This window comes from Bradyrhizobium sp. CSA112 (assembly GCF_029051645.1).
In the GTDB taxonomy this organism is placed as follows: Bacteria; Pseudomonadota; Alphaproteobacteria; order Rhizobiales; family Xanthobacteraceae; genus Bradyrhizobium.
On the sequence record NZ_JAACFS010000008.1, the window covers coordinates 72,489 to 98,828 of the forward strand.

A 26,340-nucleotide genomic window follows, 5' to 3' on the forward strand; every position below is an offset into this window, starting at 1 on the left:
AGATTCTCGAATGGCTAAACGCTACAATATTCTGACCCGCTGCCTTGCAGCGCTGGCCTTGTTGTTCGTCTACGTGGCCAGCACGTCTGCGATTCTGGTAGGCGGCACGACCACGTCTGCGCAGGCGTATCGCGGCAGAGGCAGAGGCTATTATGGCGGCGGCCGTGGTTACTATCGCGGCGGTCGCGGCTTCTATCGCGGCGGTCGTGGCTTCTATGGTGGGCCGGTTGTTGTACGCCCTGGTCCGCGCTGCTGGTATAACGCCTACGGCGCCCGCGTTTGCAGGTGGTGATATAGGCCGATCGCCGTCGCCTTAGACGGGACCGGAGATAAGATAGAGGCGCACCGGAAAACCGGTGCGCCTTTTCTTTTTTGACGAATCTCCTTTGTGACGGATCGTGCCGCGACGTGGCGGGAAGCTCGGCTCCCGAACTAGCTGGCAAGCCGCGGCAGCAGCTTGAGTGCATTCCCCCGCTCGATCGCCGCCATCTGCTCCTCCGTGAACACACCCGCCTCGCGCAGCCCCTTCACATGATCGATGCCGGTCCGGTACGGGAAGTCGGTCCCGAACACGATCTGCGACGGAGGAATGATCGCTGCCAGCGCCGACATCGCACCGCGGTTGGACGTCTGCGCGGTGTCGTAGAAGAAGCGCTTGAGCTCGGTAAGCGTGCCGTCGGGCACCGTCTCCTTGGCCTTCGGCGCTAGCAACGGATGCCGCACGAAGCGCTCGATCAGGAACGGCATCGTCCCGCCGGCGTGCGAGAATATCCATCGAATATCGGAAAACCGCCGCGCATTGCCGGAGAAGATGATGTCGGCGATGGCGCGCGTCGTGTCGGTGCCGAACTCGATCATGACGGGCGGCTGCGTCGGCACCAGGTTCACGCAGCAATTCGCCGCGGTCGGATGAGTGTAGACCAGCACCTTTCGGCGATTGAGCTCTTCCATGACAGGAAGGAACACCGGATCGCCGAGCCATTTGTCGCCGTAGCTTGTCATCAAGGCAATGCCGTCGGCCTTGAGCGTGTCGAGCGCATACGTCAGTTCGCGCAGGCTACCTTCGGCGTCGGTGAGCGGCAGCATTGCGAAATTGCCGAACCGTCCGGGATAATCCGCGACGAGTTTTGCGGCATACTCATTCGACTCGCGGCAGAGCCTTCGCGCGGTATCGCCCTTGGTAAAATTGACGGCGGGCGTGGTGACGGACAGCATCGCGGTGGCGATGCCGGCCTTGTTCATGTCGGCCAGCGATTTCTCGATGGTCCAGTTCTTCATCAGGGGATCGCCGAAGCCGCTGTCGTTCGACGCGGTCACGTAAGTCGGCGGCGACAGATGATGATGGACGTCGATCCGGAACGGCTTTGTATCAGCAGTTTGTGCCACTGCCCCGTCGCGCCCGATGGCCGCGGTCAGCGCCAGCGCGCCGGCGCCGAGCATGAAGCCGCGCCGGCTTGGTGCGGAGCGCGACGAACTTGATGGGTCACAGCAGAAGCATCCCCGCAATCGCGGTGCGCGCAGATCCATCATCCGTTCTCTCCCTTTTGTTTGTTGTCGCGCGCCCAGCCTTCAGCCGTCGAGAATGGCGACCGCCCGGGTCCAGCCTGCGGATGCGCGCTCGATCTTCACCGGGAAGCATGACACCATGAACCCCGTCGACGGCAGTTGCTCGAGATTGTGCAGCTTCTCGAGATGGCAGTAGCCGATGTGGCGGCCGGCCTTGTGGCCTTCCCAGATCAGGCTGGCGTCTTTGGTCTCGGCATATTTTTTCGCCGTATAGACGAACGGCGCGTCCCAGCTCCAGCCGTCGATGCCGGTCAGCCGCACGCCGCGCTCCAACAGGTACATCGTCGCCTCATAGCCCATGCCGCAGCCGGAGGTGACGTAATCCTGCTGGCCATATCTGGCGCCGGCGCTGGTGTTGACGACGACGATTTCCAGCGGCGAAAGCGTATGGCCGATGCGCTTCAGCTCCGCTTCGACATCCTTGGCGGTGACGACATAGCCGTCCGGAAAATGCCGGAAGTCGAGCTTCACGCCCGGCTGCAGGCACCATTCCAGCGGCACCTCGTCGATGGTCCATGAACGCTCGCCGCGATTCATGGTGGGATGGAAATGCCAGGGCGCATCCAGATGCGTGCCGTTGTGGGTGGAGAGCGATACCTGCTCCACCGCCCAGCCCTGCCCGTCAGGCAGATCTTCCGCCTTCAGCCCATCGAAGAACTGCAACATCCGCGGCAGGCCCTGCTGGTGATCGATGTACTGGATGGTCGGGTGGTTGCCCGGCGGATCGGCCGGTACGTCGTTTTGCAGGGGGACAGAAATGTCGATCAACTTGCGCGCCATGGCGTTTCCTCGCTGGATGTTTTTGTTGGATAGCGTCGCGGAACGGCTTATTGCCGTTCGACCCGGTTCTTCAAAGTACCGATCTTTTCGACTTCGAGCTCGATGGTATCGCCATGTTCGAGATACCAGCCGAGCTCGAGGCCGCAACCATTGCCGACAGTGCCGGATCCGATGAATTCGCCGGGCATCAGGGTCTCGTCCTGGCTGACATAGGCGATGATCTCCTCGAACGAGAATAGCATGCCTTCGGTCACGCCCTGCGAGCGCATCTTGCCGTTGATGCGCGATTCCATCTTCAATTTGTAGGGATCGCCGATCTCGTCCGACGTGACGATCCACGGCCCCATCACGTTGCCGCCGTCAAAACTCTTGCCCTTCGCCGGGCCGAGCCGGCCCTCCATTTCGATGCGCTGGGCATCGCGGGCGGAAAAGTCGTTGAAGATCGTATAGCCGAAGATGTGATTTTTGGCCTTGGCCGCGGAGATGTTGGCGCCCTTGCTTTTGGTGATGATGCCGAACTCCAATTCGTAATCCATCACCTGGCTATAGCGCGGCCACTTCACGGTGGTGTTGGTGCCGCGCACACTGAAGCGGTTGGTGATGTAGTAGATCGGCTGTTTGCGGTAGATCTCCGGCAGTTCGCCGAGCGGCTCGGCCTCGATCCGCGCCAGCTCGGCCATGTCGCCCTTGGCGCGCGCAGCGAGCTTAAGCTGCCCGCGCGGCGCCTGCAGGATATGCAGCGGGAACGACATGCCGTCCCGCATCTGCCGCGGCTCCGGGATCGGCGCGAGAATCTCGGCCGCCTCGATCTTCATGGACAAGCTCTCGTCCTTGCCGTGCTTGTCGAACACCTTTGCCGCCTGTTCGAGCGCGGCGTCTCCGGCGTCGATCAATGCCAGCATCGAAGCGAAGGCGGGATTGGCGCTTCCGCTCCGGCCGGCGGCGGCCGCGAGATCGAAAACAAGCGTATCGCCCGTATGCACGATTCCGATCTTTTCCTGTCCGCCGGATTTGAATGTCGCGAGTTTCACTGGATCACCCCTTGTTTTCCGATGAAATATATGATCAAAAAAAATATCGATAAACAAGACAGAAAAATGTGTCATGGGGAGATTGTCGTGAAAAAGGTCCTTGCCGCCCTTGCGGTCAGCGTGGCGCTGACCGGAACCGCCTTTGCGCAGGCCAAGATCCAGGTCGGCTGCACGGCAACCTCGGACTGCGCCTCCGCGATGGTGGCGATCGACGAAGGCATTTTCAAAAAGCATGGGCTCGAGGTCGAGATGACGCCGATCGGCATCAACTCGAACATCCCGGCGGCGATCCTGTCGAACTCGATCCAGATCGGCGGGCCGACCTCGACTGTGTTTCTGCAGGCGGTCGACGGCGGGCTCGATCTCGTTGCGATTGCGGGCGCGACCGTCATGAGCCCGGTGAACCAGGACAGCATCGCCGCCTTCGTCCGCAACGGCATCACCATCAAGGAGCCGAAGGATTTCGCCGGCAAGAAGGTCGGCGCGCCCGGGCTGAATGCCTTCCTGCATGTATTGTTCGTCAAGTGGCTGGTGGAGAAAGGCGTCGACCCCAAGAGCGTCAATTTCGTCGAGGTCACCTTCCCGACCATGGCCGACATCATCAAATCCGGCGGCGTCGATGCCGTGCTGACCGCCGAACCGTTCGTGACCCGCATGACCAATGCCGGCCTCGGCTCGGTCGGCGCACGCTACGCAGTCGAACTGGCCCGCACCGATCCCATCATTTTCTACGCGGCCTCGCGCGAATGGGCCGACAAGAACGCCGCGGCGATCAAGAAATTCCGTGACGCGATCGCCGAGTCCGCCGTCATCGTCAACAACGACCGCGAAAAGGCATCGACCTCGATCTCAAAATTCACCAAGCAGCCGATCGAGCTGGTCAAGGCGACGCCGCCGAACCGCTCCGAACCGGCACTGAAGCCCGAGCAACTCGGCTGGTGGATCGAGGTGATGTCGTCGCAGAAGATGCTGCAATCCAAGCTCGACACATCGAAGCTTGTCCTGAAGTAGCGGATTGCGCGATGCCAGTCTCCGAGCGCCAACCGAACCGACCGGTGACCGAGGCCGCCACCTTGAGCGAGCGCGCGGCCATGCTGGTCGAGCAGGACATCCTTGCCGGCCATCTGGCGCCGGGATCGCGGCTCGGGATCGTCGATCTCGTGCAACGCTATGAGATCGGCGCCACGCCGCTGCGCGAGGGCCTGTCACGGCTGATGTCGCGGGGGCTGATCGTCGGCATCGGGCAGCGCGGCTTTCGCGTCGCCGACGTCAGCCGCGAGGATCTGCTCGACATCACCTGCATGCGCACGGCGGTCGAGGTCGAGGCCATCCGGCTGGCGATCATCCACGGCGACGATGCCTGGGAGGCCGGCATCGTCAGCGCGTTGCACCAGATGCGCCGCCACATCGAGCGGACCGGCGATGAGTTCCGCGAGGGCGCGGAGGATTTCGACCGGCTGCACAAGGGCTTTCACACCGCCCTGCTGGCGGCGTGCGGCTCGAAGCGTTTGCTGGCAGCCCATTCCGATCTCTACGACCAGGCCTACCGCTACCGCCGCGTGATGATGCGCTCCGTCGACAGCGGCAAGAAGTTCGTGCGCGCGCATCAATTACTGGCTGATCGGGCGATCGAGCGCGATATTCCCGGCTCGCAGGCAATGCTGGAAGCGCATCTGCGCTCGACCCTCAATTTCGTCTATCCTCCCGGCAGCGAGAGTTGAACCATGGCAAGCGCCGCAAAACGCCTCGAAGCCGTACCCGGCATGCCTGCGCCGCAGATCGCATTTGACGGAGTGACGCTCGTACTCGGCGGCAAAACCATCATCGAAAATCTGAGCCTGGGCGTGCGGCCCGGCGAATTCCTCTGCATCGTCGGCGCCTCCGGTTGCGGCAAGACCACGGCGCTGCGTCTGGCCGCAGGTCTGTACCAGCCGACCAACGGCAAGGTGAATTTCGACGGCCAGCCGATGGGCGAGCCGCGCCGCGAAATCGCGATCGTGTTCCAGGACTACGGCAAGGCGCTGCTGCCCTGGCGCACCGCGGCGGGCAACGTCTCGCTGGCGCTGGAAGCGGGCGGCATGCCCTCAGCCGAGCGCCCTGCCCGCATCGAGGAATTGCTGCGCACCGTCGGCCTGCCCGGGCATGCCGGCAAATATCCGTCCGAAATGTCCGGCGGCATGCAGCAGCGCCTGCAGATCGCCCGCTGCCTGGCGCAGGAGCCGAAGACGCTGCTGATGGACGAGCCGTTCGGCGCGCTTGATGCGATGACGCGGCAGGGATTGCAGGACGAGGTGTTGTCACTGGTTGCGGCGAGCGGCGCCACCGTGATCTTCGTAACCCACGACCTCGATGAGGCCATCTATCTCGGCGACCGCGTCATCGGCCTGCTGCCGCATCCGGGCCGGATCGGCATCGAACTTTCGGTCAACCTGCCGCGCCCGCGCGACCAGCTATCGACCCGCGAGCATCCGGAATTCCTGCGGCTGCGGCGGCAATTATTCGACTTCATCAAGGCGACCGAGCAGTGACGGGCAACTCCGCCAAGTCGCTGATCCTGCCCTTCGCGGTGCTGGCGGCGTTCGAAGTGTGGGCGCGCGCCACCCATCTGCAAAGCGACAGCCTTGCGCCGCCGAGCGAGATCGTCATGGCGCTGTTCGGCGCCTTCGCCGATCTCTCGATCCTGGCGGCCACCCGCGACACGCTGTTTTCAGCCTTCGCAGGCCTTGCGATCGGCACGATCATCGGCCTTGCGCTCGGCATCGCGTTCGGAATTTTCGACACCCTCAACCGCCTGATGGAAGTGACGGTCGAGGCTATCAGGCCGATCCCCTCGATCGCACTGCTGCCGATCGCGTTGATCGCGCTCGGCTTCGGCTATCGCATGGAAATCGTGATCGTGGCGTTTGCCTGCGTCTGGCCGATCTTGATCCTGTCGCGCGCCGCCGTGCGCAGCATCGAGCCGCGGCTGATGGAAGTGGCGCGGGCGCTGCGGCTGCCGCCGGCGCAACGGGTCTGGAAAATCATCATCCCGGCGGCGCTGCCGCGGATCTTCGTGGCCTTTCGGCTATCGGCCGGCATCGCCCTGATCGTCGCCGTGACGGTCGAAATCGCGATCAATCCACTCGGCCTCGGCGCCGGCATCATGCTGGCGCAGCAGGCGCTGCGTCCCGATTTGATGCTGGCCTATCTGGTGTGGATCGGCGCCATCGGCTACGCGCTGAATGTTCTCTTGGTCGTCGCCCAGAACCGCCTGTTCGGACGCGCCGCGTTGAGCGGAGACGGCGCATGAATCGGGCGGCCCTCCTCTGGCGTGTGGCGAGCTTTGCGGTCGCAGCCGGATTCATTGCGCTCTGGCAATTGATCGCCAATTTGAAACTGGTCTCGCCGGTGTTCCTGCCGGGGCCTGATCGGGCCTGGGCCTCGCTGGTGCGCGGATTTTCCTCCGGTGATCTCTGGAGCAAGCTCGCCGGCACGCTCGAGCACATGGCCTATGGCTGGCTCGCCGCGTCCATCGCCGGCATTGCCATTGGCGCGATCATCGGATCGTCGCGCACAATGCGGACTTATGTAGCGCCCTCGCTGGAGTTTTTACGGCCGCTACCGGTGTCGGCGATCATTCCGGTTGCGATCGCCATGCTCGGATTGACGCAGGCGATGGCGCTGTTCGTGATCTCCTTCGGCGCGATCTGGCCGATCATGCTGGCGACCATCCACGGCTTCGGCGCGGTCGAGCCGCGCCTCTATGAAGTGGCGCGGTCGCTGCAAATGTCGCGGCTCGCCGTGATCTTCAAAATCGCGCTTCCGTCCGCCAGCCCCGACATTCTCGCCGGCATGCGCCTCAGCCTGACGGTGGCGTTGATCCTTTCGGTGGTCTGCGAAATCCTGGCCGGCCTCGACGGCCTCGGCCACTGGGTGCTGCTGTCGGCCCGCGCGTTCCGCTCGGCCGACCTGTTCGCCGGCGTCATCCTGCTTGGTATCACCGGTTACGTGACGTCGGTGGCGATGTCACTCGCCGAGCACAGATTACTGGCGTGGCAGGCGGCGCAGCGGTGACGCAAGCAACTGGGGCTGCGAAGCATTCTCCGACAAGGGTTCCGGAACGCGTTGAAGCCAGGCCGAACGCTTCTTCGTTCCGACTGCCTCCCTGCCGGCGTCTCCCATCCACCGCCAGAGCGCCCGCAAACTGAAGGTGACGAGCACCTCATGGTGCCGCATTCCCTTGCCGCCCTTGACCAGCCCGAGATCGCGGATGACGCAGTACGTCCCGCTGCTCATGCGGGCGAACTTTGCACCTCGAAAATGATTGCGCACACGCGACAACATGCCTGCAGCATGCACCGCGCGTCGATTCCGTCAACCTTGACGGCCGCCGAATCAACCTCGCCGACGTGCTAAGCCGTCAAAGCGTTGCGTTGTTGCCGCGTTCGCCGATGCGATGTATTTGCGCGGTCCGAACCGGCACGCGACGGAGCACTGCGCGCCGCTCGTTCATGCGTGCGCTCGGCGAATCCGGCTGCGCAAAGCATTCCAGAATCTGAATGCGGATTTCCTCCGCGAGCGGGCCCTCGACCCTACGCATGCGATTCCAGAGCCGGATTACTTCCCGTTGCTTCTCGACATCCATTGGCCACCTCCGAAGGAACGACCTAAAGGAACATAACGAGAACGATATTGCAAGCCACAAAGTTGCGACTTCTCTAGAAGCAGATGCTGAGAATCTTCAGTCGGCAGGCCTCGGCGGCGCGCGATTTGGGCTTCGCAACGTTTGCCTGCTTCGAATCCTTCGGTGAACTCTTCGGCGAACTCTTCGGCGCTTTGGGACGCTCATAGTCGCCTGCGATCACCATGGCCCAATACATACGACCGGTCTTCGCGCTTTTGACGCTGGCAACACCAACGCGCGTGGCGCCGGGCAGCAGGAGGTTTTTTCGGTGCCCTGACGAATTGATCCACTGGTCGAGCGTCTTGGGGAAACCGTCATAGCCGTACGCAATGTTCTCTGCGGCTCGGCCGGCGCCTGCCGGACTGACACGCGAATTGAATCGGCCGAGGACATCGTGATCCAGTTGATCCTTTGCGGCCATCGCCTGGGCTTGATCGTGTGCAATCCGTGTGAGAGTTGCATCCAGCGTTACGCGCTTCTGCCCGTGCTTTAGCCGAAAGTCGGAAATCATCTGCGCGGGATTGGCCGCGGCCGTCTGGCCGAAGACGGTGGTGGCAAAACAAAGAACCAGCCCCAGCAGCAGAACCTGCCGCGCCAGAATGACTGTCTTCGTACCGGTCACAAGCTTTTCCCCCGCCTCTCCCAATCGGGATCGCTGGGAGAGATTCAACCCGAAAAAGACGCAGCAAATCATTGATTTTATTGGTCGGGGCAGCTGGATTCGAACCAACGACCTGCAGTACCCAAAACTGCCGCGCTACCAGGCTGCGCTATACCCCGATCCGGTACTTTAAGAAATGCGTCGATACACCGTTAAACCGGTGCCATCAAGGCGATGTCGGCCGGATTAGCGCTTGCTGAACAGCGGGTGCGCGACCCGGTCGCCGGGTTGAATTCCATATTTTTGTGCTGTGCCGGCGATCACTTCCAGCACCCCCCTGGCGAGCCCGCCCGAGGAGATGATCTTGGTAGAAAGTGGCTCAGTATTCTCGGCAATGCGCAGGATGCGGCCGTCGGCGCGGATGAAGATCATGTCCAGCGAGATATAGGTGTTCTTCATCCACATCGAGATCGGCTGCTCCGGCGAGAAATCGAACAGCATGCCTTTTCCGTCGGGCAGCTCCTTCCGATACATCAGCCCGTTGGTTTTCTCCTCTTCCGTGGTCGCCATCTCGACCGAGAACACATGCACACCTGACTTGGTGACGATCTCGAGCGGCTGAACGCTCGCCGCCCTCGCGGCGGGAGCGGTGTAGAGCGTGACGAGCACCGCGGATGCTGCCGCCAACGACATTATCAAGCGGCCGGAGATGCGAAGCCGCGCAACCATCAAAGCGAAATTCATCAAAGCACTCACGCCGGATATCTCAGGGAATTGCCGGGGAACCCTAACCCGAGGATTGCGGCAAATGCCAGAGGACGCCGCGCGGCTGCACGGCGTCCGGCTCACGTTTCCGTCAGCGCTGTGGTGGGATTAATGCGAGGACAGCGCCGACGGTCCGGTCTCGGGATGGATCTCGGCCGCCATCATGCCCTTGGACCCGGGCCCGAAGCGCACCAGCACGTACTGGCCAGGGCGCAGCTCGGTCATGCCGAAGCGGCGCAGCGTTTCCATGTGGACGAAAATGTCGGGCGTGCCCTCGCCGCAGGTCAGGAAGCCGAAACCGCGCAGCCGGTTGAACCATTTGACCTGCGCCCGCTCCAGCCCGCTTGTCGGCGTGACGCTTACATGAGTCCGGGGCGGCAGCATTTGCGCCGGATGGATCGCGGTGGACTCGTCCATCGAGACGATTCGAAAAGCCTGATAGCCCTTGGCCCGCTGCACGCATTCAACAACCACGCGTGCACCTTCATAGGCGGTCTGGTAGCCGTCGCGCCTGAGCACGGTGACGTGCAGCAGCACATCGGGCCAGCCGTTGTCGGGAACGATGAAGCCGTAACCCTTCGAGGCGTCGAACCATTTGATGACGCCGGATATTTCGACAAGGTTGGCTGCGGCATCGCCGAGCCCCGAAAACGCATCCAGCGCTGGATCGCGCTGCACGCCCGCTTCGTATTCACCCGGTCCAAGCCTGTTCTGCCCCGTCCCGCCTTGCGGCGGCCCCCCGAGCTTCTTGGACCCAAATTCGTCCGACCCCATGACCCCGGACCTCACACTTCAAAAAGCGGTCCGCCATCGCCCTGGCGGGACCGGAACACGCGCTCATCCATGACCACTCATGACAACGCCGCGCGAATCTCTCGAATCAAAGATAACACTCTCGACTGCGGCGCATAGCTAAAAAAAACAAAATTGCGGAGGCTATGAACAGGCTTGCACAACTGCGAATCAGTTGGAGATCAATTGCCTACGAACGGTCCGAGCGCTTCCCCGATGTCGTAACGGATCACCAGATCGGCGAGATCATCCTGTTCCGTAGGTTCATTATTGATAATGATGAGCTTCGCGCCGCAATTCTTGGCCATCAGAGGAAAACCCGCGGCCGGCCAAACCACTAGCGACGATCCGATCGCCAGGAACAGGTCGCACTGCTGCGACAATTCAGTGGCGCGGCGCATTGCATCTTCCGGCATTGCCTGTCCGAACGAGATCGTCGCCGTCTTCACCGGCTGCTCGCAAACAGAGCAGTCGGGCGCGATGCCGGTTTCTTCGAAACGCGCTTTTACCCACGGAAGATCATAGGCATGTCCGCAGCCGATGCAGCGGGCATAGGTCGTGTTGCCATGGAGTTCGACCACGTCGTCGGTCTTGAAGCCCGACGCCTGATGCAGATTGTCGATATTCTGGGTAATGATCGCCGGGGTCTTGCCGGCCTTGTAGAGCGAGGCCAGCGCGCGATGCCCGCGGCCGGGCTTGGCCGCCGCGAAGGTCTCTTCCATCGCAAAGCGCCGCCGCCAGGCCTCGGCCCGCGCGTCGGCACTGGAAACGAATTCGTCGAACGCAATCGGGCGGTTGCGAGTCCACAGGCCGCCGGGCGAGCGGAAATCCGGAATGCCGCATTCGGTGGAAATGCCGGCGCCGGTAAAGGGCACGATACATCCGGCTTCGGCAATCATGTTGCCGAGCTGCTCGATGCCGCTGCGCAAATCCTTGGCAATCACCGCTGACATTTCCGAATTGTTGGCCGTGCGGACTATAGCACGGCCATTCGGAATGCCAGATCGATGCGCCTGCCCGGCCGCGCAGCATGCGCGCTATTAAGCTGCCTTATCGCGCAGGCTCATCAAGCCGCCTTCTCGCAGCCTTTCTCAAGCAGCCTTGGCGACCGGTTCCTTCGGCTCTTTGGCTTCTTCGGTTTTCTTCGCCTTGGGTGCCGGTGCGCTTTCCATCTTCTTCACCGGCTTGCCGTACTGGGCCAGCTTTTCCAGCTCCGCTTCGAGCTCGGCGCGGCGCCGAGCTACCTTCTCGACCAGTTTGTCGGTGGCGTGTTCGCGCAAGCCCGCGAGTTCTTCGATGCTCAGTGAATCCAGATCGATCTTTGCCATTGGAACCTCCCGTTTGACCTTTCGCTAACGGGAACCCGCGTGAGCGACAAGAATGCAGCACATTTTATCCACCGCCTTCGCTTCGCAACGGCGCGATGGCAATGCTGCACCTCCGCTTCCCCAATCACGCCTCATTCGCTCGCGCCAATGATGGCGGGCACGAATCAAACAAGAAAACGGATGGGCGATGACAGAAAAGGAAGAAAGACTCGCGCGCGACCGCGCCGAAATCGCGGCGCGCGTCGCGAGCTTCAGGGAAACCCAGCAGAAGTTCGAACGCGAGCGTGAGGAATATTACGAGACGACCCTGGCCAACGCGGTGAACGGAGCCAGCCGGCCGTCGTACTGGCGTTGAGGCGGAACCGACAGGCCTTCGCGTTATCGCCGGCGGAATATGGCGCACGAAACCCGCGACGAGAATTCCATAAGAGAACCCGGGAGCGGCGGGAACGAAGCCGGCAGTTCGACGTTTTTGCCAGAAGTGCAGTAACCTTGCGAGAGGTGAGAGCACGAAAGACCCCGTCTGCATCTTCCGGATGTGGCGGGGTTTTTGTTTAACGAGCGGACAGCCTGCGACCCGCACGCGATCGCGAGCCATGCGATCGCGCGGGTCTGATCATCGAATTTCGCCGGAACTAACACGGCCCTTGCGGAGTTTGTCTCCAGGGAAAGGTGTGTCGTGTTATGCCCGCATGGATGGAAATTCTGATCAATGTAATCGGCTATGTGGGCTTCATCGCCATCGCGACCTATCACAAATCGCCCGACGAAAACTTTCCGGACCGTTGAGCGCGTAGGTCCCGCGCGCTAGTTCGCCCTCTGCGGTTCACCCGCAGTGCGGACGAGCCTGTCGGCCTTAACCAGCGCCTGGCCGCTTTCGGCTTGCGGCCGCAACGAAAAGCTGATGACGGCGAAGGCAAGGCAAAACAGCAGGCCGACCACCATGACTCGGCGGTGGGTCGGTTTGTCCGCGTTGTGAAACGAAGGGACCATGGCCTGTTTCCTGAAGCCATCCCTATCGCAACCCCGAATACGCACAACGCGATTTGGGTTTTAACCTAACTGAATAGGGTTATCTGCGTTTCCGAGAGGAACCGATCCGCATCGATCGCCTGTTGGCGAGATCGATAGCGTGTTGGGACTCCTTTTGTTCTCTTGGAACGAACAGGGGGCACGTTTTCCGGCGCCGTTACCTTGTTAAGATAGCGTTACCTCGCCGCCTCGTCCCCTCATCCGTCCGATCGATCCAGCGCGGATTTCCTCACTCCCTCATCCACCGTGACCGGTCGAGTGCCGGATGTCGAACCTTTTTGGCGCACCCCATACTCATCTGAAAAGGTGCTGCCATGACCCAAGCCGACCACTACCGCGACCAGTCCGACAGAGCCCGGCGGCTGGCCGAAGCCGTCAAGGATCCGGAAGCGTCGAAGAAACTGATCGAGATGGCCGAGGAATTCCGCCTCTATGCCGAGCGGCTGGAACAGATGCACTAAGGCCTTTCAGTTCTGATCCAGGGCAGGCTTTCGCGACGGCGCTTTTTTTGACGCCGGGCATGGAAACTTAAGCCTTCATTTACCCAACCTCCCTGAAGTGCAGCGCCGTTAACCCAATCTCTTTACAAAGCGTAAATAGGCGCCTGACAGGCTTGGCCCAGGAGGGTCATTCCATGGTCATTTATCCCATACCGGTTGAAGTGACACAGGCCAGAATACAACTCGTCGTCGATCAGAACGCCAAGGCGCCGCCGAACACGATCAACCAGGATCTTCGGGCCGTCTACCATGCCAAGGCGGCCGCCATGGAAGCGGCGCTTGCGGAAGTGCAGGCCGACGAACCGTCCCTGCTGGACGTCAAGGTCTGAGCAAAACCTGACGCGATTCCCGCGGGTGGCGAGCGGGCCGTTACGTATGTGGCTATCCGACGTGCCGCGCGCGCTGTTGCGCCTGCACGACGCGCCGCGTGACAATGCTGCCGACTTCGGCGAGCTCCGCTAACAAACCAGACCCATAGCGGTCGACGGCAAGCAGACCGACCATCGTGTGCGCGATTATGCTCCGCTTTCCTGGCGTACACGGAACGGCCGCAAAATGTTCGCGCAACGCCGCCTCATCAGTCCTTTGTTCGAAGACGACCAGCCGCATCGGATTCCGGCAGTCGACATGCACGTCATGCGAGATGTCAAGGCATCAGGCGCGGCACGACAACCGATACCGCCAGCAATACGCCGAGGCTGCTCACCACAGACAATTTCATCCGAACCGTCCTGGCGTCGGTAATCGGGAGAACGAAAAAGAAAATCATCGCGAGAATGAGCAGGCCATCGAACAGAAACATGGTTGATCCCTTCGTTGGCGCCACAATGGACGGGGGAAACCAATTGCGTATGTGTGAGGGATCACGCTGATGCCGCCGCGTTTTGGGTCGTCAGAGATATCCGCCCGAAACAGGGCCACGACCGAACACGATTAATCACGTCGTTTACCCCAGCGCCGCCAGCACTACAATTTTACGCTTTTGGTTGTTATAGCAGCAACTTGGACGTGCCACACCGTTTTCCGCCAAGATTCCAGGGAAAATGGATGCTTCGAAAATTTCTGCGCGACGAGTCCGCCGCCACCGCCATCGAATACAGCCTCATCGCTGGGTTCATTGCCCTGGCCATTATCGCCGCTGTCGAAATGACCGGCGAAAGGCTCGTTGCGCTGCTCGAGAGTCTCTTATCCCTGCTTTGACGCGCTGGGGCACCGCTTCTGCCGAGGCTGCAAGGCGCGCCGCGAACTGACCTCGATGCTGGCAGGACTTGCGGTCTGGATCTTGGCCGGCTTCGCAATCCTGGCCCTAGCGGTGTCGCTTGGCGGGTAGCGGCGCGCTTGACTCGATTTGATTGAATGCGGCGGGGGCACAGGGTAGCACGCAGCCCCTGCCCCCCGCTGCAATTTGCTGCTACTTATTGCCCTCGGGAGCAGAAACGAACTTCAATTTTCGTAAGACCGCAAGAGGACAAGAAACATGCGCTATCTCCACACCATGCTGCGCGTTCGCAATCTCGACACCGCGATGAAGTTTTATCAGGACGCGCTGGGGCTGAAGGAAGTACGCCGGGTCGACAACGACAAGGGCCGGTTCACGCTGGTGTTCCTGTGTGCGCCTGAGGACGAGGGCCTGTTCAAGGCCGCTCCGCAGAACCGCGGCGCGCCGCTGATTGAGCTCACCTACAATTGGGACGAGGAGAAATACGGCGAGGACCGCTATTTCGGCCACCTCGCCTACGAGGTCGACGACATCTACGCGACCTGCGACCGCCTGATGAAGGCCGGCATCACCATCAACCGGCCGCCGCGCGACGGCAACATGGCTTTCGTGCGCTCGCCGGATCTGCATTCGATCGAGCTGTTGCAGAAGGGCGAGCCGAAGCCGCCGGCGGAGCCGTGGAGCTCGATGCCGAACACCGGCCACTGGTAGGACCAAATGGCGACTGATGTCGCAGCCGCCATTCCGACGACGTCAACGCCGAAGTGCGCGAAGCCGTCGAGCAGGATGGTTACTCGCTATTTCCCGGATTGTCGCTCTCGCGAAATTCCGAACTCATAAAACGTTCCGACGCGCAGGCTTCTTTCTGCGCAGGAACAGGCCGTGACATGGCGCGTTTTCTCCCCGACGGATTTTGAGGAGGAGATGATGGGACGAGGAATTCTGCTTTGGGTGCTGGGCGTACCTATTCCGGTGATCATTCTGCTGTGGCTGTTCTTCGGTCAGTGACCGGCTGATGCAGGCCGCGCGCTATGCGAGAATCGGGGGCTCTGTCGCACTGCGGCGGAGCTTGAGTTTTGTTGGGCTTCAGCCCGCGCGAAGGCGCGCTTTTTCGCCGATCTTCGGCTATTAACGGCGATCGGAAGATCAGCGGGAGTAACAACGCGTGGCCAACAACAACAAACAACAACTCACCATCTGGGGCCGGGCCAATTCGGTCAACGTTCAAAAAGTGCTGTGGTGCCTGGCCGAACTTGACCTCCCCTATGAGCGCATCGACGCCGGCATGCAGTTCGGCAAGAACAACGAGGCGGCCTATCTGGCGATGAATCCGAACGGCCGCGTCCCCACGCTGGTCGATGGCGACTTCGTGCTGTGGGAATCCAATTCCGTGATGCGCTATCTCTGCATGGCCTATGGCGAGAATTCGCAGATCTATCCCTCGCAGCCGAAGGCGCGCGCCGGCGTCGATCGCTGGCTCGACTGGACGCTGTCGACGCTGCAGCCGGTCGACCGGCCGGTGTTCTGGGCGCTGGTGCGAACGCCGGTCGAAAAGCGCGACATGGTCGCGATCCAGAAGGATGTCGATGCCGAGGCCGCGGTGTGGCGGATCGTCGAGGCGCAACTGGCGACGCGGCGCTTTATCGAAGGCGATCGGTTCACGATCGCCGATATCGCGCTCGGCGCATTCGCGCGGCGCTGGTTCGGCGTCGAAGGCGTCACCAAGCCGAAACTGCCGAACCTCGAACGCTGGTTTGCGCAGTTCGCAGCCCGCCCGGGTTTCACGCAGTTTATCGCGCCGCCGATGAGTTAAGTCAGCGCGAGCCGCTGGAGACGCCGGCGCCGATGCTGACCGCGCCGCCGATCTTCATGCAAGTGTTGGTGCCTTCGATCTTGACGAAGCCCGCGCCATACTCCGCGCATGCATTGGCCGAGCTTGGGCGCTTCAGTGGAAGCGACTTGCCCGATGTTGCGGCCTTGTCGGGCTTCTGAAGACGGGGCTGTTCGGCGGAAGCGGCAACCGAAGCCAGCACTACAGCAAACATGACAAGGAGGGATTTTCGCATCCCGCCTTTTATCGCCACTCGCCGATCAGTGCCAGATTAGCGGACGAACTTCACGCCGACCGATTTGCCACGGCGCCAGACCACTTCGCAGCGGCGTCCGGTCCTGGCGTCGCGCGAAAACGCGAGCCGCAACTTCGCGGGCAGCGTGTTGGGATCGTCGATCGTGACCTTCGCCCCCGTCGCGGACATGTCCTGCACCACGCATTGCCGCGCGGCAAAACCGCCTTCGAGCGTGATCCACCCGGGCTGACTCAATGATTTGCGTGTGTCGCGTTTTTTGCCTGATCGCAAGGCCATGTCGGAAGCTCCCCCTCAACAGCCGTACAGCATGCGCCTTTAGAATCCGTTGCATGAGGTAGCGCGCTATTCGGCGGGGCGTCGACGGAGCTGCAAAACAGGTTTTCGAGCGGCTTGCCCACCCGGCCAAACGCCACTATACGTTCGCCCGTCGCCGCCTCCATGGAACATGGACGCTGGCGGCCAAACGGCCCATCAAGCGCATAACACCTTGATTTTCCGGTTGTTTTGCTCCCTTCGTCTATCGGTTAGGACGCCACCCTTTCACGGTGGAGAGAGCGGTTCGATTCCGCTAGGGAGCGCCATCACGTTCCAAACACTTTCACCTGGCCCTCGCATTCAGTCGATTGCCGGAACCGGCCATCTGGGCGATGATACTGCTCGGCTTCGCTGGCGCGGGCTTCCTTGCACATACGCAATACGGACGGGCGGCGGTGTGGGGGACGTTTCCAATAGCGCAAGAATCCCGCTTGCAAGAATTGGCCGATATCAAGCTGGCCCTTGCCGTCCTGGCCGTACAATTTCCCGACGATGCCGCGCCCGACAAGAATTTCGCCCAGCGGGCAGTTCTGGCGATGAAAAATCTCGGCAGTTGAACAACTTCGCCCGAGATCAAAAATATCCCTGTCGGGCGATCGCAGAATCCACGACATCAAGTTAGACGGCTGTTCGGCCGCGAGGGCCTGGACACACACTTTTTCCGAAAACAATGCGCGACTACACGTTAAAGGAGAAAGCAAAGATAACCGCCGGCGCGGTGGCGGCGCTCGTCATCGTGGCTTGGCTTGCCATCATCGCATTGGCGCTGCTCTCGGGAGGATAAGATAAGCGCGGCTAGCGGTATCTCTGGAACTTTGTTCTACTCACGCGAACATCATCCGGAACTTTGTTCTGCTCCGGAGAACTACGGACCCGCAGGTGCGCACGTCATGAATGATAATCCCGCACGCGTCGATGGCGCGCGTGTTCTCGCCGATCTTCACGCGCTGCGTGCAATCGGCCCGTACAAGACCGGTGTCCACAAGCCGACGTTTTCGGAACCGCATCTGCGTTCCCTGCAATGGCTGGTGCAGCGGCTTCCCGAGGCCGACCTCGCGGGCGAGATCGACGGCATCGGCAACATCCTCGGCACCAGCACGAAGCCCGGGCCGAAGCTCTTGGCGGGATCGCATCTCGAGAGCCAGAACCACGCGGGCTGGCTCGATGGACCGCTCGGCGTGGTCTATGCGCTCGAAGCAGCGCGCGTCATCAATCCCGATCCGAATACAAACGGCGCCGTCGAAGTCGCGTCCTGGTGCGACGAGGAAGGCCATTTCGGACACTTCCTTGGCAGCCGGTCCTATGTCGGCGGCGTCACCGAAGCCGATATCGACGCGGCGCGCGACCGCAATAACGACAGAAGCATGCGCGACGCGCTGAGCGATGCCGGCCTGGCCGGTCGCGCCCGCGCGCGCTACGAACGCGGACGGCATATCGGATATCTCGAAGCCCATATCGAACAGGGCGAGACGCTCGAAAGCAGCGACCTCAAGATTGGGATCGTCACGTCCATCGTCGGCATCTGGCAATACCGCATCACGTTCACGGGCGAACAAAACCACGCCGGCACCACGCGGATGGCCGTTCGCAAGGACGCCGGCCTCGCACTCGCCAGATTTTGCGTCGATATCGACGTCCGCTTCCCGGCCGTTTGCGGTCCGCGCACCGTGTGGACCACCGGCCGCATCACCCTCGATCCCGGTGCGCCCAGCATCATCCCGGGAGCGGCGGAAATGCTGTTCCAGATTCGCGACGACGATCCGGACGTGATTGCGCGGCTCGAGAATCTGCTCCGCAGCATGGCCGCAGAGGTCGACAAGCAGGGCCGCTGCACTGTCGTGGTGGAGCGCATTCGCACCGGCGCGCCCGCGCTGATGGATGTCTCGTTCCAGCAGGCCATCGAACAAGCCAGCGCAGCCTGTGCCGGCGGCAGGTCACTCCGCATGCCGAGCGGTGCCGGTCACGACGCCCAGATTCTCGCGACCGTCATGCCGGCGGGCATGCTGTTCGTGCCCTCGATCGGCGGCATCTCGCACCACTGGACCGAGAACACTGCAGACGCCGACATCGTCACGGGGGCCGAGGTCTTTGTCGAAGCGTGCCGGCGGCTGTTGGCGCGATAAGACGGCGCGCGAGGCGACATGACTGTTGAAAAAAAGCCGAACTATTCGATCAGGGATGTTCCGGCGAGCGTATGGGCCCTCGGTTTCGTCTCGATGCTGATGGACATCTCGTCGGAGATGATCCACGCCTTGCTGCCGATCTACCTGGTCTCGGTGCTGGGCGCGTCGATGGTGACGGTCGGCATCATCGAAGGCATCGCCGAGGCGACCGCCTCCATCACAAAAATATTCTCCGGCGCGCTCTCGGACTGGCTCGGCAAGCGCAAATGGCTTGCGGCTTTCGGCTACGGTCTTGCGGCCTTCACCAAGCCGGTCTTTCCGCTGGCGCCAACGGTTGCCTGGCTGGTGGCCGCGCGTTTCGTCGACCGGATCGGCAAGGGCATTCGCGGCGCCCCTCGCGATGCGCTGGTCGCAGACCTCGCGCCGGCCCATTTGCGCGGTGCGAGCTTTGGACTGCGCCAGTCGCTCGACACGATCGGCGCCTTCATGGGCCCCCTGCTCGCCATCGCCCTGATGTGGTGGACATCAGACAACTTCAAGGTCGTGTTCTGGTTTGCCGTGATTCCCGCTTTCCTTGCGCTGGCGCTGATCGTTTTCGCCGTGCGTGAGCCAGAGCGGCCGCAGACACTGCGTACGGTGCGCAATCCGATCAGCCTGGCCGAGATCAAAAACCTCGGAGCGGCCTATTGGTGGGTAGTGGCGGTGGCGAGCGTGTTCACGCTGGCGCGCTTCAGCGAGGCATTCCTCGTTCTGCGCGCCCAGAACGTCGGACTGCCGATCATGCTCGTACCAGCCGTGCTGGTGGCCATGAATGTCGTCTATGCCCTCGCGGCCTATCCGGCCGGCGTCATCTCGGATCGCATGAGCCGCACGGCCGTGCTGGCGAGCGGCATGCTGTTGCTGGTTGCCGCCGATATCGCGCTGGCCCTGCTGCCGTCGATTGGCGGCGTTGCGCTGGGCGTCGTCCTCTGGGGCCTGCACATGGGGCTGACGCAGGGCTTGCTGGCCGCGCTCGTGGCGGATACTGCGCCGGCGGAGTTGCGCGGCACGGCCTACGGATTCTTCAACCTGCTCGGCGGTCTGGCGATGCTCGCAGCCAGCATTATTGCCGGTGCGCTCTGGGACATCACGGGACCGCAGGGAACGTTCCTGGCCGGCGCCGGCTTCGCGCTGGTCGCGCTCGCGGGGTTACTGATGGTACATGGCAAGATCGGCGGCAAGGCCGCCGCTTAGCCCCCGGAAGCCCGGATTTCGAATTGCTCTTGGCGACAACGAGTCGCGTTCGGATTTCTTGCAAACAACTGAATTTGCGGCCATTTGAGCGCCTGATGAGGTAATTTCCCCACATGCTTTTGCTCCAGGCCCTCCCCACATCGATTGGCGTTGCCGCCATCGCACCGGCATTGCTGTTGCTTTGGCTGGTCATCGCTGCCGACGAGCGCCCGGGCCCGCCCGTACGGGTGTGGCTCGCCTTCATACTCGGGGCCGCCAGCATTTCTCTATTGGGAATTGCCCGCGCCCCCTTTGCCGCAATCCTCGCGGTGCCGGGAAACCCCTGGATGACGCAGGGACTGCGCTCGGTCTTCGGCGTCGCCGCGCCCGAAGAGATCGTGAAGGTCCTCGTGATCATTCTCGTCTCGATCCGTCGCCGCGCCTTTGCGGACCCGATGGACACCGTGGTCTACGGCGCGGCCGCGGGCCTCGGCTTCGCGGCTTACGAAAACCTCGCTTACCTCGTGCAGCACGCCGACATGTGGCGTTCGCTGGCCGCGTTGCGCAGCGTCCTGACTGTGCCGTTTCACGGCGCGCTCGGCATTATCGCAGGCGCCTATATCGCGATCGCGCGTGCTGGAACGGCGCTGGGCGCGCATCGCCATCATCGCGACTGGGCCCGCATCTCGAGCTGGTGCCTCGCGCTGTTTGCGCCGGTGGCGCTGCATGCCGCATTCGACTTTCCGCTGCTGACATTGCAGAAACATCCCGATCTCGGCCCCAATACGCGGATGCTGCTGGGGGCCGCAAGCCTTCTGATCGGCTTCAGTTCGATCGGGTTTGCCATACGGCTGGTACGGCGCGTCGGCCGCCACCATGCGCCGCGCACCGAGATCGCGCGGGAACGGCTCAGCCAGTTGCGGCGGATGTGGGCCTTGCTGCTCGTCGGCAGCGGTGCAGGCTTTGCCGGGGCTGCTTTCGTGCTGACCTCGCTCCATCACTGGTTCGTCAATCCGGAGCGCAACGCCTCGCTGCTTCTCATTCCGCTCGGCCTGACCTCCATTCTGATAGGCATGGCATTGTTGCTGGCGACGTCGGCGGTTTATGTGTTCGGCCGCAACCGCATCAGGACGTCCTCGGAGGGATTTTCGTCCGCGGCCAAGCCGGGTTGACCCTCGTCCTCCGTCGTTGACGCATACTTTCTGGCCGGGGCAGTCGGCATGGTGCTCGCCGCGCGCAAATCCTGACGCCGATTAAGGGATGACAAGGCCGGTCGGGTGCGCTATAGAGCCCGCCATGATCATGATCGCCACCAGCAACTTTTGGTATTTTAGCTACGACAGCTCGCTGGCGGTGGGAGGATCGCGCTCAATCTGACGAATTGAAGCCAAGAAGTCCGAACAGCCGCCAGACCTGGCGGCTTTTTTATTGGCCGGCAGGTTCTCAAAACAGGAGCCACAGCCGTGTTGAGCACCACCGACGATCTTCGAATTAGCGAACTGAAAGAGCTGAGTACGCCACAGGAGGTGATGCGTGAGATACCGCGCACCTTGACCGCGACGCGCGTGGTGATGGCGGGGCGCAACGCCATCCACGCCATCCTGAACGGGACCGACGATCGCCTGCTGGTCGTCGTCGGCCCCTGCTCGGTCCACGATCCGGTTGCAGCCGTCGAATACGCCGAGCGCCTCGCCGCCTTGCGGGAGAAGCTTGCCGACCGCCTCGAGATCGTGATGCGCGTCTATTTCGAGAAGCCCCGCACTACGGTTGGATGGAAGGGGCTGATCAACGATCCCGACCTTGATGGCAGTTTCAACATCAACAAGGGGCTGCGGCTTGCCCGCAACGTGCTTTCCGCCGTGAACAACCTCGGGCTGCCGGCCGGGACCGAATTCCTCGACATGACGACGCCGCAATACATTGCCGACCTGATGGCGTGGGCGGCGATCGGCGCGCGCACCACCGAGAGCCAGATTCATCGCGAACTGGCGTCGGGACTTTCCTGCCCGGTTGGCTTCAAGAACGGCACCGACGGCAATGTCCGCATCGCAGCGGATGCTGTGAAGTCGGCCTCGCATCCGCACCACTTCATGGCGGTGACCAAGGGCGGGCGCTCGGCGATCGCGGCGACCACCGGCAACGAGGACTGCCACATCATCCTGCGCGGCGGCCACAAGCCGAACTACGACCGGGAAAGCGTCGATGCCGCGTGCCTCGAACTTGCCCGCGCCGGCGTGGCGCCGCGGATCATGATCGACACCAGCCACGCCAACAGCAACAAGAAGCCGGAGAACCAGCCGCTTGTGGTGGCCGACATCGCGCAGCAGATCTCGAACGGCGAGCAGCGCATCACCGGCGTCATGATCGAGAGCAATCTGGTCGCCGGCCGCCAGGACGTAATGCCGGGCAAGAAGCTCGCCTACGGACAGAGCATCACCGACGGCTGCATCGACTGGGAGACGACGGTATCCGCGCTGAACGTGCTGGCCGATGCGGTCGGGACAAGACGGAACGGGCCGTCGCGCAAAATCCAGGAGCTATCGGCCTAGCCAACTGGACGAGAACGACCGTGAAGCAGGCACGCGGTCTGCGCGCCCTGCTTCACGGTTTCACGGAAACTCTCGAGCCTAACAGCCCCGGCAGATGCTCTTGATCTTGCGGTCGAGGGCTGCGTTTTCCTTGCTGAGCGGGTCGTTCGGATCGTTCATGGTCTTTTCGCTCGGCACATCGCTCGCGCGCGGCTGGCGATGACCGACCGGCGCCTGCGGTATCGGCCTGTCCGGGCTCTTCGTCACCGTCGACGATCCACCTTGCGCAAGGACCTGCGGGCTGCCGCCGATCAGAAACATCAGAGCCGCCATCGACAGCATCGACAGGATTGTTTTTCGCATCTTGGTTCTCCCGCTTTCCATTCTGCCTATCGCACTGGCGCGTCGATCGTTCCGCAATTGCGGCGTCCCTGGGCGGCGCAATCTTGCACCTTTCGTACATCGGCCATGGTGCTGAGCAACCAGATTCCGGCTGCGACCAGCACCGCGAAGAAGCCAAGCATCACAGCGTTTTCGATTGCGCGGCTGCCCTCGTCTTCGTGCGGCTTCGGTTTCTCCCCGCCTTCGTCCGTCATCACCGACTACGGCTTTGGCGGATAAAGATGCACATCACCGCAATAATCAACGATACGATAATGCGTTGCCGAGGATAGTTCACGTTTCCCGGAATTTGCATGCGACAAATAATTCGGTCCGATCGGCGCCTTTCCGTGGCCGCCGGGAATATCGAGCACATAATCCGGCTGGCACAGGCCGGAGACACGGCCCCGCAGGTTCCGCATCAGTTCCTGCCCCTCTGCAATCGTCGTGCGCAAATGCGCCGTTCCCGGCGCGAGATCGCCATGGTGCAGATAGTAAGGCTTGATTCTGCATTCAACGAAGGCACGCATCAGCGCTTCCAGCGTCGCGGCATCGTCATTGACGCCACGAAGCAGCACCGACTGGCTCACCAGCGGAACACCGGCGTCCGCGAGCCGCGCGCAGGCGTCGCGCGCCTCGCCCGACAGTTCGCGCGGATGATTGGCATGAACCGCGATCCAGGTGGTCAAGCCATGAGCCCGCAACGCCCTGATCATGTCGCCGTCAATGCGCGCAGGCGCCGCCACGGGCACGCGGGTGTGGATCCGGACGATCTTGACGTGCTCGATGGTTGCGAGGTCTGCAATGACCTCGGAAAGCCGCCGTGGCGACAACATCAGCGGGTCGCCGCCGGTCAGGATGACTTCCCAAATCTCGCTGTGCCGACGGATATAATCCAGCGCGCCGCGATAGGCGGCCTCCGACAGCGCCGTTGCCTTGCCCGGCCCGACCATCTCGCGGCGAAAGCAGAACCGGCAATACACCGCGCAGACATGCACCAGCTTGAACAGGACGCGATCGGGATAGCGATGGACGATGCCGGCGACCGGCGAATGCGCGTCGTCACCGATCGGATCGGCGTTCTCGCCGGGCGCTTCCACCAGTTCCAGCGCGCTCGGAATGAATTGGCGCGCGATCGGATCATCGGGATTTTCAGTGTCGATCAGGCCGGCGATGTCTGGCGTCACGGCAATGGCATAGCGCGCGGCGACCTGTTCGAGGTCGGCGAGATCGGTAGCCTTCGCCAGCCCGCGCTCGATGAGCTCGGCGGGCTGCCGCAGCGTTGCCGCCAGTTTCGGATCGATCCTGTTCATGTCTCTCCTGCCGGTGGCGTCCACACCACCTGATCGACGCGCAGCGCGCCGCTTGCCAGCATCACCAGCCGGTCGAAACCGAGCGCAACGCCGCTCGATGGCGGCATCGCCGCAACGGCCGCGAGAAAATCCTCATCCAGCGGATAGCGCTCGCCGTAGCGCCGCTCCTTCTCGTTCATATCAGCGACGAAACGGCGGCGCTGTTCGGCGGCGTCGGTCAATTCGCCAAATCCATTGGCGAGTTCGACGCCGCAAGCATAGACCTCAAAACGTTCGGCGACGCGGGGATCGGCCGCCTTCGCCCGCGCCAGCGCGGCTTCCGGCGCCGGATATTCGAACAAGACAGTCAAACGCCCCTGCCCCAGATTCGGTTCAACGTGCTCGACCAGCACCTTGGTGAAGATATCCGACCAGGTGTCGTCATCCGTGACCCGTATCAGCGGATTTGCCGCCGCCGCAAGTGCGGCGCAGTCGCCCTCGCCATGGCTGATCGTGGCCAAAAGATCGATCCCGGCAAAGCGCTCGAATGCCTGTGCCACCGTCAACAGTTCCGGGTCGGCGAAGGGGTCGGCGGTTCTACCCCGGAATGAAAACCGGCCGATTCCGGTCGCCTGCGCCGCGTGGGCGATCACGACGATGGTGTCGGCCATAACAGCGTCATAGCTTGCCGCGGCACGGTACCATTCCAGCATCGTGAATTCCGGCAGATGCAGATCGCCGCGCTCGCGGTCGCGGAACACGCGCGCGAACTCGAATATTTTGGCTTCGCCAGCGGCGAGCAGCTTCTTGGCGGCAAACTCCGGCGACGTTCGCAAATACCGTGTCGCACGGGTGCCGTCGTTGCTGGTCAGCTCAGTACGGGGAGCGTGCAGATGCGTCTCGTTGCCCGGCGAGACCTGGAGGATGGCGGTCTCCACCTCGCTGAAACCCTGCTCGTCGAACCAGGCCCGCACCGCCCTGGTGATCGCACCTCGCGCCATCAGGAACGGCTTTCGATCGGCGTGCCGCGCGGGCGACCACCATGGCGAAGGCTGGTCGATGTCTACCATCAGCAACTAGTCCGAGCCGACCACCGCGGCGGCGCGCCCACCGAACCAATCAATACGTGCAAGGCATCGACCAACACCATTGATATTATTCGACTTTCTTTGCATCGCAGCGATAAGCAACGGGACATGACGAGATTAAGCTCAACTCTGCCATTTCATGTCGAAAGATACGCACCTTGTCCATTCGCTTAGAAAGCCAGCGTAACTCGCTGAGCTTTCGGGCTTCTGCATGCTCTTGGAAATTTATTTGCGAGGCCATCTGTAGCGTTGCGGACCGTCAAATGAACGCGGTGAAATCGAGCTGTTTGCGGCCCCAGGCGGCCCGCCGGAATGGCCGTAAAACGCTGGCATCGACGGGCAAAATCAGTATGTTGCAGCCCGAAACCGCCCGATTTGGCCGCTTGGACACGATGTCCGGATAGGCCCGAAGGCCAGAAATTCAGGAAAACAGCTTTGAAAGTCATCGCCAGTTCTATTCGCAAGGGCAACATCATCGAGCAGGACGGCAGGCTCTATGTCGTGCTGTCGGCCGAAAACATCCATCCCGGCAAGGGAACCCCGGTCAGCCAGATCGAAATGCGCCGCATCGGCGACGGCGTGAAGGTGTCGGAACGCTACAAGACCACCGACCAGGTCGAGAAAGCGACCGTCGAGGACCAGAATTTCAACTACCTGTACGAGGATGCCGACGGCTTCCACTTCATGAACGCCGAGACCTATGACCAGGTTCAGGTGTCGAAGGAGATCGTTGGCTCGTCGGCGCCCTATCTGCAGGAAAACATGACCGTGAAGCTGTCGATGCACGACCTGAATCCGGTCGCCATCCAGCTCCCGCAGCGCGCGACGTTGGAAGTTGTGGAGACCGAGCCAGTCACCAAGGGCCAAACCGCTTCTTCCTCCTACAAACCTGCTATCCTCTCCAACGGCGTTCGCACCGCTGTGCCGCCGCATATCGGAACGGGAACGCGGATCGTGGTCATGACCGAAGACGGCTCTTACGTCGAGCGCGCGAAGGATTAAAATCGCGCATTAGAATACGGAGCACGCGCCGGGGG

38 protein-coding genes and 2 tRNA genes are annotated in these 26,340 nt (G+C 62.1%); 20 read left to right on the plus strand and 20 right to left on the minus strand.

The window, feature by feature from the left end:
• The first annotated feature begins 10 nt into the window (after positions 1-10).
• Positions 11-292, plus strand: a complete 282-nt coding sequence (locus GWE18_RS17035) for a hypothetical protein (protein WP_275186856.1) — start codon at positions 11-13, stop codon at positions 290-292.
• Between the two features lie 140 nt (positions 293-432).
• Here GWE18_RS17035 and GWE18_RS17040 read toward each other — a convergent pair whose 3' ends face one another.
• From GWE18_RS17040 to GWE18_RS17050, 3 genes are read right to left on the minus strand one after another with little or no spacing between them, the layout of a single operon-like run.
• Complete coding sequence (locus tag GWE18_RS17040; RefSeq protein WP_275186857.1) at positions 433-1,530, minus strand: amidohydrolase family protein; 1,098 nt, start codon at positions 1,528-1,530, stop codon at positions 433-435.
• Between the two features lie 39 nt (positions 1,531-1,569).
• Positions 1,570-2,346 (minus strand): cyclase family protein, encoded by a 777-nt coding sequence (locus GWE18_RS17045; RefSeq protein ID WP_275186858.1) that lies wholly within the window; start codon positions 2,344-2,346, stop codon positions 1,570-1,572.
• A 47-nt stretch (positions 2,347-2,393) separates the two neighbouring features.
• Positions 2,394-3,377 (minus strand): fumarylacetoacetate hydrolase family protein, encoded by a 984-nt coding sequence (locus tag GWE18_RS17050; protein WP_275186859.1) that lies wholly within the window; start codon positions 3,375-3,377, stop codon positions 2,394-2,396.
• Positions 3,378-3,464: 87 nt separating this feature from the next.
• Here GWE18_RS17050 and GWE18_RS17055 point away from each other — a divergent pair, with 87 nt between their 5' ends.
• The 5 genes from GWE18_RS17055 to GWE18_RS17075 are packed head-to-tail and all read left to right on the plus strand — an operon-like array spanning position 3,465 to position 7,430.
• Entirely contained in the window at positions 3,465-4,388 is a 924-nt protein-coding gene (locus GWE18_RS17055; RefSeq protein WP_275186860.1) for an ABC transporter substrate-binding protein, read from the plus strand.
• An 11-nt stretch (positions 4,389-4,399) separates the two neighbouring features.
• The gene (locus GWE18_RS17060) at positions 4,400-5,098 is read left to right on the plus strand and encodes an FCD domain-containing protein (RefSeq protein ID WP_275186861.1); all 699 of its coding nucleotides are present in this window, start codon (positions 4,400-4,402) and stop codon (positions 5,096-5,098) included.
• Positions 5,099-5,140: 42 nt separating this feature from the next.
• The gene (locus GWE18_RS17065; RefSeq protein WP_275187004.1) at positions 5,141-5,905 is read left to right on the plus strand and encodes an ABC transporter ATP-binding protein; all 765 of its coding nucleotides are present in this window, start codon (positions 5,141-5,143) and stop codon (positions 5,903-5,905) included.
• Positions 5,902-6,666, plus strand: coding sequence for an ABC transporter permease (locus GWE18_RS17070; protein WP_275186862.1), 765 nt, complete (start codon positions 5,902-5,904; stop codon positions 6,664-6,666). The genes GWE18_RS17065 and GWE18_RS17070 overlap by 4 nt, the downstream gene beginning before the upstream one ends.
• Positions 6,663-7,430 carry an ABC transporter permease gene (locus tag GWE18_RS17075; protein ID WP_275186863.1) on the plus strand — a complete coding sequence of 256 codons (768 nt, stop codon included), beginning with the start codon at positions 6,663-6,665 and terminating at the stop codon, positions 7,428-7,430. The genes GWE18_RS17070 and GWE18_RS17075 overlap by 4 nt, the downstream gene beginning before the upstream one ends.
• Here GWE18_RS17075 and GWE18_RS17080 read toward each other — a convergent pair.
• From GWE18_RS17080 to GWE18_RS17115, 8 genes are all read right to left on the minus strand, one after another.
• A complete protein-coding gene (locus tag GWE18_RS17080; protein WP_275186864.1) occupies positions 7,401-7,652 on the minus strand; it encodes a hypothetical protein in 252 nt (83 codons plus the stop codon). The genes GWE18_RS17075 and GWE18_RS17080 overlap by 30 nt on opposite strands.
• Positions 7,653-7,776: 124 nt before the next feature.
• Positions 7,777-8,001, minus strand: coding sequence for a hypothetical protein (locus tag GWE18_RS17085; protein WP_275187016.1), 225 nt, complete (start codon positions 7,999-8,001; stop codon positions 7,777-7,779).
• Positions 8,002-8,074: 73 nt separating this feature from the next.
• Positions 8,075-8,620, minus strand: coding sequence for a CAP domain-containing protein (locus GWE18_RS17090; RefSeq protein WP_275187005.1), 546 nt, complete (start codon positions 8,618-8,620; stop codon positions 8,075-8,077).
• Between the two features lie 123 nt (positions 8,621-8,743).
• Positions 8,744-8,820: transfer RNA gene (locus GWE18_RS17095), tRNA-Pro, on the minus strand.
• 67 nt (positions 8,821-8,887) lie between these two features.
• Positions 8,888-9,334: a DUF192 domain-containing protein gene (locus GWE18_RS17100; protein ID WP_275187006.1), complete on the minus strand. Its 447-nt coding sequence runs from the start codon at positions 9,332-9,334 to the stop codon at positions 8,888-8,890.
• 180 nt (positions 9,335-9,514) lie between these two features.
• Positions 9,515-10,180: a cold-shock protein gene (locus GWE18_RS17105; RefSeq protein WP_275186865.1), complete on the minus strand. Its 666-nt coding sequence runs from the start codon at positions 10,178-10,180 to the stop codon at positions 9,515-9,517.
• Positions 10,181-10,380: 200 nt separating this feature from the next.
• Positions 10,381-11,142 (minus strand): Sir2 family NAD-dependent protein deacetylase, encoded by a 762-nt coding sequence (locus GWE18_RS17110; RefSeq protein ID WP_275187007.1) that lies wholly within the window; start codon positions 11,140-11,142, stop codon positions 10,381-10,383.
• Positions 11,143-11,289: 147 nt separating this feature from the next.
• Positions 11,290-11,526: a hypothetical protein gene (locus tag GWE18_RS17115; RefSeq protein WP_275186866.1), complete on the minus strand. Its 237-nt coding sequence runs from the start codon at positions 11,524-11,526 to the stop codon at positions 11,290-11,292.
• 187 nt (positions 11,527-11,713) lie between these two features.
• Between GWE18_RS17115 and GWE18_RS17120 the strand changes: the two genes are divergently transcribed.
• Positions 11,714-11,881: a hypothetical protein gene (locus GWE18_RS17120; protein WP_275186867.1), complete on the plus strand. Its 168-nt coding sequence runs from the start codon at positions 11,714-11,716 to the stop codon at positions 11,879-11,881.
• Positions 11,882-12,333: 452 nt separating this feature from the next.
• Here the strand turns inward: GWE18_RS17120 and GWE18_RS17125 are convergent, their stop codons facing one another.
• Positions 12,334-12,519 carry a hypothetical protein gene (locus GWE18_RS17125; protein ID WP_275186868.1) on the minus strand — a complete coding sequence of 62 codons (186 nt, stop codon included), beginning with the start codon at positions 12,517-12,519 and terminating at the stop codon, positions 12,334-12,336.
• A gap of 353 nt (positions 12,520-12,872) precedes the next feature.
• Here GWE18_RS17125 and GWE18_RS17130 point away from each other — a divergent pair, with 353 nt between their 5' ends.
• Both GWE18_RS17130 and GWE18_RS17135 read left to right on the plus strand, forming a co-directional pair.
• Positions 12,873-13,019 carry a hypothetical protein gene (locus GWE18_RS17130; RefSeq protein ID WP_275186869.1) on the plus strand — a complete coding sequence of 49 codons (147 nt, stop codon included), beginning with the start codon at positions 12,873-12,875 and terminating at the stop codon, positions 13,017-13,019.
• Between the two features lie 173 nt (positions 13,020-13,192).
• Positions 13,193-13,387 carry a hypothetical protein gene (locus tag GWE18_RS17135; RefSeq protein WP_275186870.1) on the plus strand — a complete coding sequence of 65 codons (195 nt, stop codon included), beginning with the start codon at positions 13,193-13,195 and terminating at the stop codon, positions 13,385-13,387.
• Positions 13,388-13,439: 52 nt separating this feature from the next.
• Here the strand turns inward: GWE18_RS17135 and GWE18_RS17140 are convergent, their stop codons facing one another.
• The gene (locus GWE18_RS17140; protein WP_275186871.1) at positions 13,440-13,667 is read right to left on the minus strand and encodes a hypothetical protein; all 228 of its coding nucleotides are present in this window, start codon (positions 13,665-13,667) and stop codon (positions 13,440-13,442) included.
• A 37-nt stretch (positions 13,668-13,704) separates the two neighbouring features.
• Positions 13,705-13,860 carry a hypothetical protein gene (locus GWE18_RS17145; protein ID WP_275186872.1) on the minus strand — a complete coding sequence of 52 codons (156 nt, stop codon included), beginning with the start codon at positions 13,858-13,860 and terminating at the stop codon, positions 13,705-13,707.
• Between the two features lie 245 nt (positions 13,861-14,105).
• Here GWE18_RS17145 and GWE18_RS17150 point away from each other — a divergent pair, with 245 nt between their 5' ends.
• The 4 genes from GWE18_RS17150 to GWE18_RS17165 all read left to right on the plus strand — a co-directional run bounded on the left by GWE18_RS17150 (position 14,106) and on the right by GWE18_RS17165 (position 16,090).
• Positions 14,106-14,258, plus strand: coding sequence for a Flp family type IVb pilin (locus GWE18_RS17150; protein WP_275186873.1), 153 nt, complete (start codon positions 14,106-14,108; stop codon positions 14,256-14,258).
• A 277-nt stretch (positions 14,259-14,535) separates the two neighbouring features.
• The gene (locus GWE18_RS17155) at positions 14,536-14,988 is read left to right on the plus strand and encodes a VOC family protein (RefSeq protein WP_275186874.1); all 453 of its coding nucleotides are present in this window, start codon (positions 14,536-14,538) and stop codon (positions 14,986-14,988) included.
• A gap of 171 nt (positions 14,989-15,159) precedes the next feature.
• Positions 15,160-15,285, plus strand: coding sequence for a hypothetical protein (locus GWE18_RS17160; RefSeq protein WP_275186875.1), 126 nt, complete (start codon positions 15,160-15,162; stop codon positions 15,283-15,285).
• A gap of 157 nt (positions 15,286-15,442) precedes the next feature.
• Positions 15,443-16,090, plus strand: a complete 648-nt coding sequence (locus GWE18_RS17165; RefSeq protein ID WP_275186876.1) for a glutathione S-transferase — start codon at positions 15,443-15,445, stop codon at positions 16,088-16,090.
• A gap of 1 nt (position 16,091) precedes the next feature.
• Here the strand turns inward: GWE18_RS17165 and GWE18_RS17170 are convergent, their stop codons facing one another.
• Together GWE18_RS17170 and GWE18_RS17175 are read right to left on the minus strand one after the other, a co-directional pair.
• Positions 16,092-16,343 (minus strand): porin, encoded by a 252-nt coding sequence (locus tag GWE18_RS17170; protein WP_275186877.1) that lies wholly within the window; start codon positions 16,341-16,343, stop codon positions 16,092-16,094.
• Between the two features lie 36 nt (positions 16,344-16,379).
• Positions 16,380-16,634 (minus strand): PilZ domain-containing protein, encoded by a 255-nt coding sequence (locus tag GWE18_RS17175; RefSeq protein ID WP_275187008.1) that lies wholly within the window; start codon positions 16,632-16,634, stop codon positions 16,380-16,382.
• A gap of 236 nt (positions 16,635-16,870) precedes the next feature.
• Here GWE18_RS17175 and GWE18_RS17180 point away from each other — a divergent pair.
• From GWE18_RS17180 to GWE18_RS17205, 6 genes are all read left to right on the plus strand, one after another.
• Positions 16,871-16,945, plus strand: a tRNA-Glu gene (locus tag GWE18_RS17180).
• 66 nt (positions 16,946-17,011) lie between these two features.
• A complete protein-coding gene (locus GWE18_RS17185) occupies positions 17,012-17,236 on the plus strand; it encodes a hypothetical protein (RefSeq protein ID WP_275186878.1) in 225 nt (74 codons plus the stop codon).
• 333 nt (positions 17,237-17,569) lie between these two features.
• Positions 17,570-18,802 carry a Zn-dependent hydrolase gene (locus GWE18_RS17190; protein WP_275186879.1) on the plus strand — a complete coding sequence of 411 codons (1,233 nt, stop codon included), beginning with the start codon at positions 17,570-17,572 and terminating at the stop codon, positions 18,800-18,802.
• An 18-nt stretch (positions 18,803-18,820) separates the two neighbouring features.
• Positions 18,821-20,035 (plus strand): MFS transporter, encoded by a 1,215-nt coding sequence (locus GWE18_RS17195; RefSeq protein ID WP_275186880.1) that lies wholly within the window; start codon positions 18,821-18,823, stop codon positions 20,033-20,035.
• Positions 20,036-20,148: 113 nt separating this feature from the next.
• Complete coding sequence (locus GWE18_RS17200) at positions 20,149-21,186, plus strand: PrsW family glutamic-type intramembrane protease (protein WP_275186881.1); 1,038 nt, start codon at positions 20,149-20,151, stop codon at positions 21,184-21,186.
• A gap of 291 nt (positions 21,187-21,477) precedes the next feature.
• Positions 21,478-22,563 (plus strand): 3-deoxy-7-phosphoheptulonate synthase, encoded by a 1,086-nt coding sequence (locus tag GWE18_RS17205; protein ID WP_275186882.1) that lies wholly within the window; start codon positions 21,478-21,480, stop codon positions 22,561-22,563.
• Positions 22,564-22,641: 78 nt separating this feature from the next.
• Here GWE18_RS17205 and GWE18_RS17210 read toward each other — a convergent pair whose 3' ends face one another.
• From GWE18_RS17210 to epmA, 4 genes are read right to left on the minus strand one after another with little or no spacing between them, the layout of a single operon-like run.
• The gene (locus GWE18_RS17210; RefSeq protein ID WP_275186883.1) at positions 22,642-22,905 is read right to left on the minus strand and encodes a hypothetical protein; all 264 of its coding nucleotides are present in this window, start codon (positions 22,903-22,905) and stop codon (positions 22,642-22,644) included.
• A 26-nt stretch (positions 22,906-22,931) separates the two neighbouring features.
• Positions 22,932-23,138 carry a hypothetical protein gene (locus tag GWE18_RS17215; RefSeq protein ID WP_275186884.1) on the minus strand — a complete coding sequence of 69 codons (207 nt, stop codon included), beginning with the start codon at positions 23,136-23,138 and terminating at the stop codon, positions 22,932-22,934.
• Between the two features lie 6 nt (positions 23,139-23,144).
• On the minus strand, positions 23,145-24,236 hold the full coding sequence (locus tag GWE18_RS17220) for a lysine-2,3-aminomutase-like protein (RefSeq protein ID WP_275186885.1): 1,092 nt from the start codon (positions 24,234-24,236) through the stop codon (positions 23,145-23,147).
• Positions 24,233-25,285, minus strand: coding sequence for an EF-P lysine aminoacylase EpmA (epmA, locus tag GWE18_RS17225; RefSeq protein WP_275186886.1), 1,053 nt, complete (start codon positions 25,283-25,285; stop codon positions 24,233-24,235). The genes GWE18_RS17220 and epmA overlap by 4 nt, the downstream gene beginning before the upstream one ends.
• Before the next feature lie 453 nt (positions 25,286-25,738).
• On the opposite strand from epmA, the gene efp reads away from it, so the two are divergent.
• On the plus strand, positions 25,739-26,305 hold the full coding sequence (gene efp, locus GWE18_RS17230) for an elongation factor P (protein ID WP_275186887.1): 567 nt from the start codon (positions 25,739-25,741) through the stop codon (positions 26,303-26,305).
• Positions 26,306-26,340 lie beyond the last annotated feature (35 nt).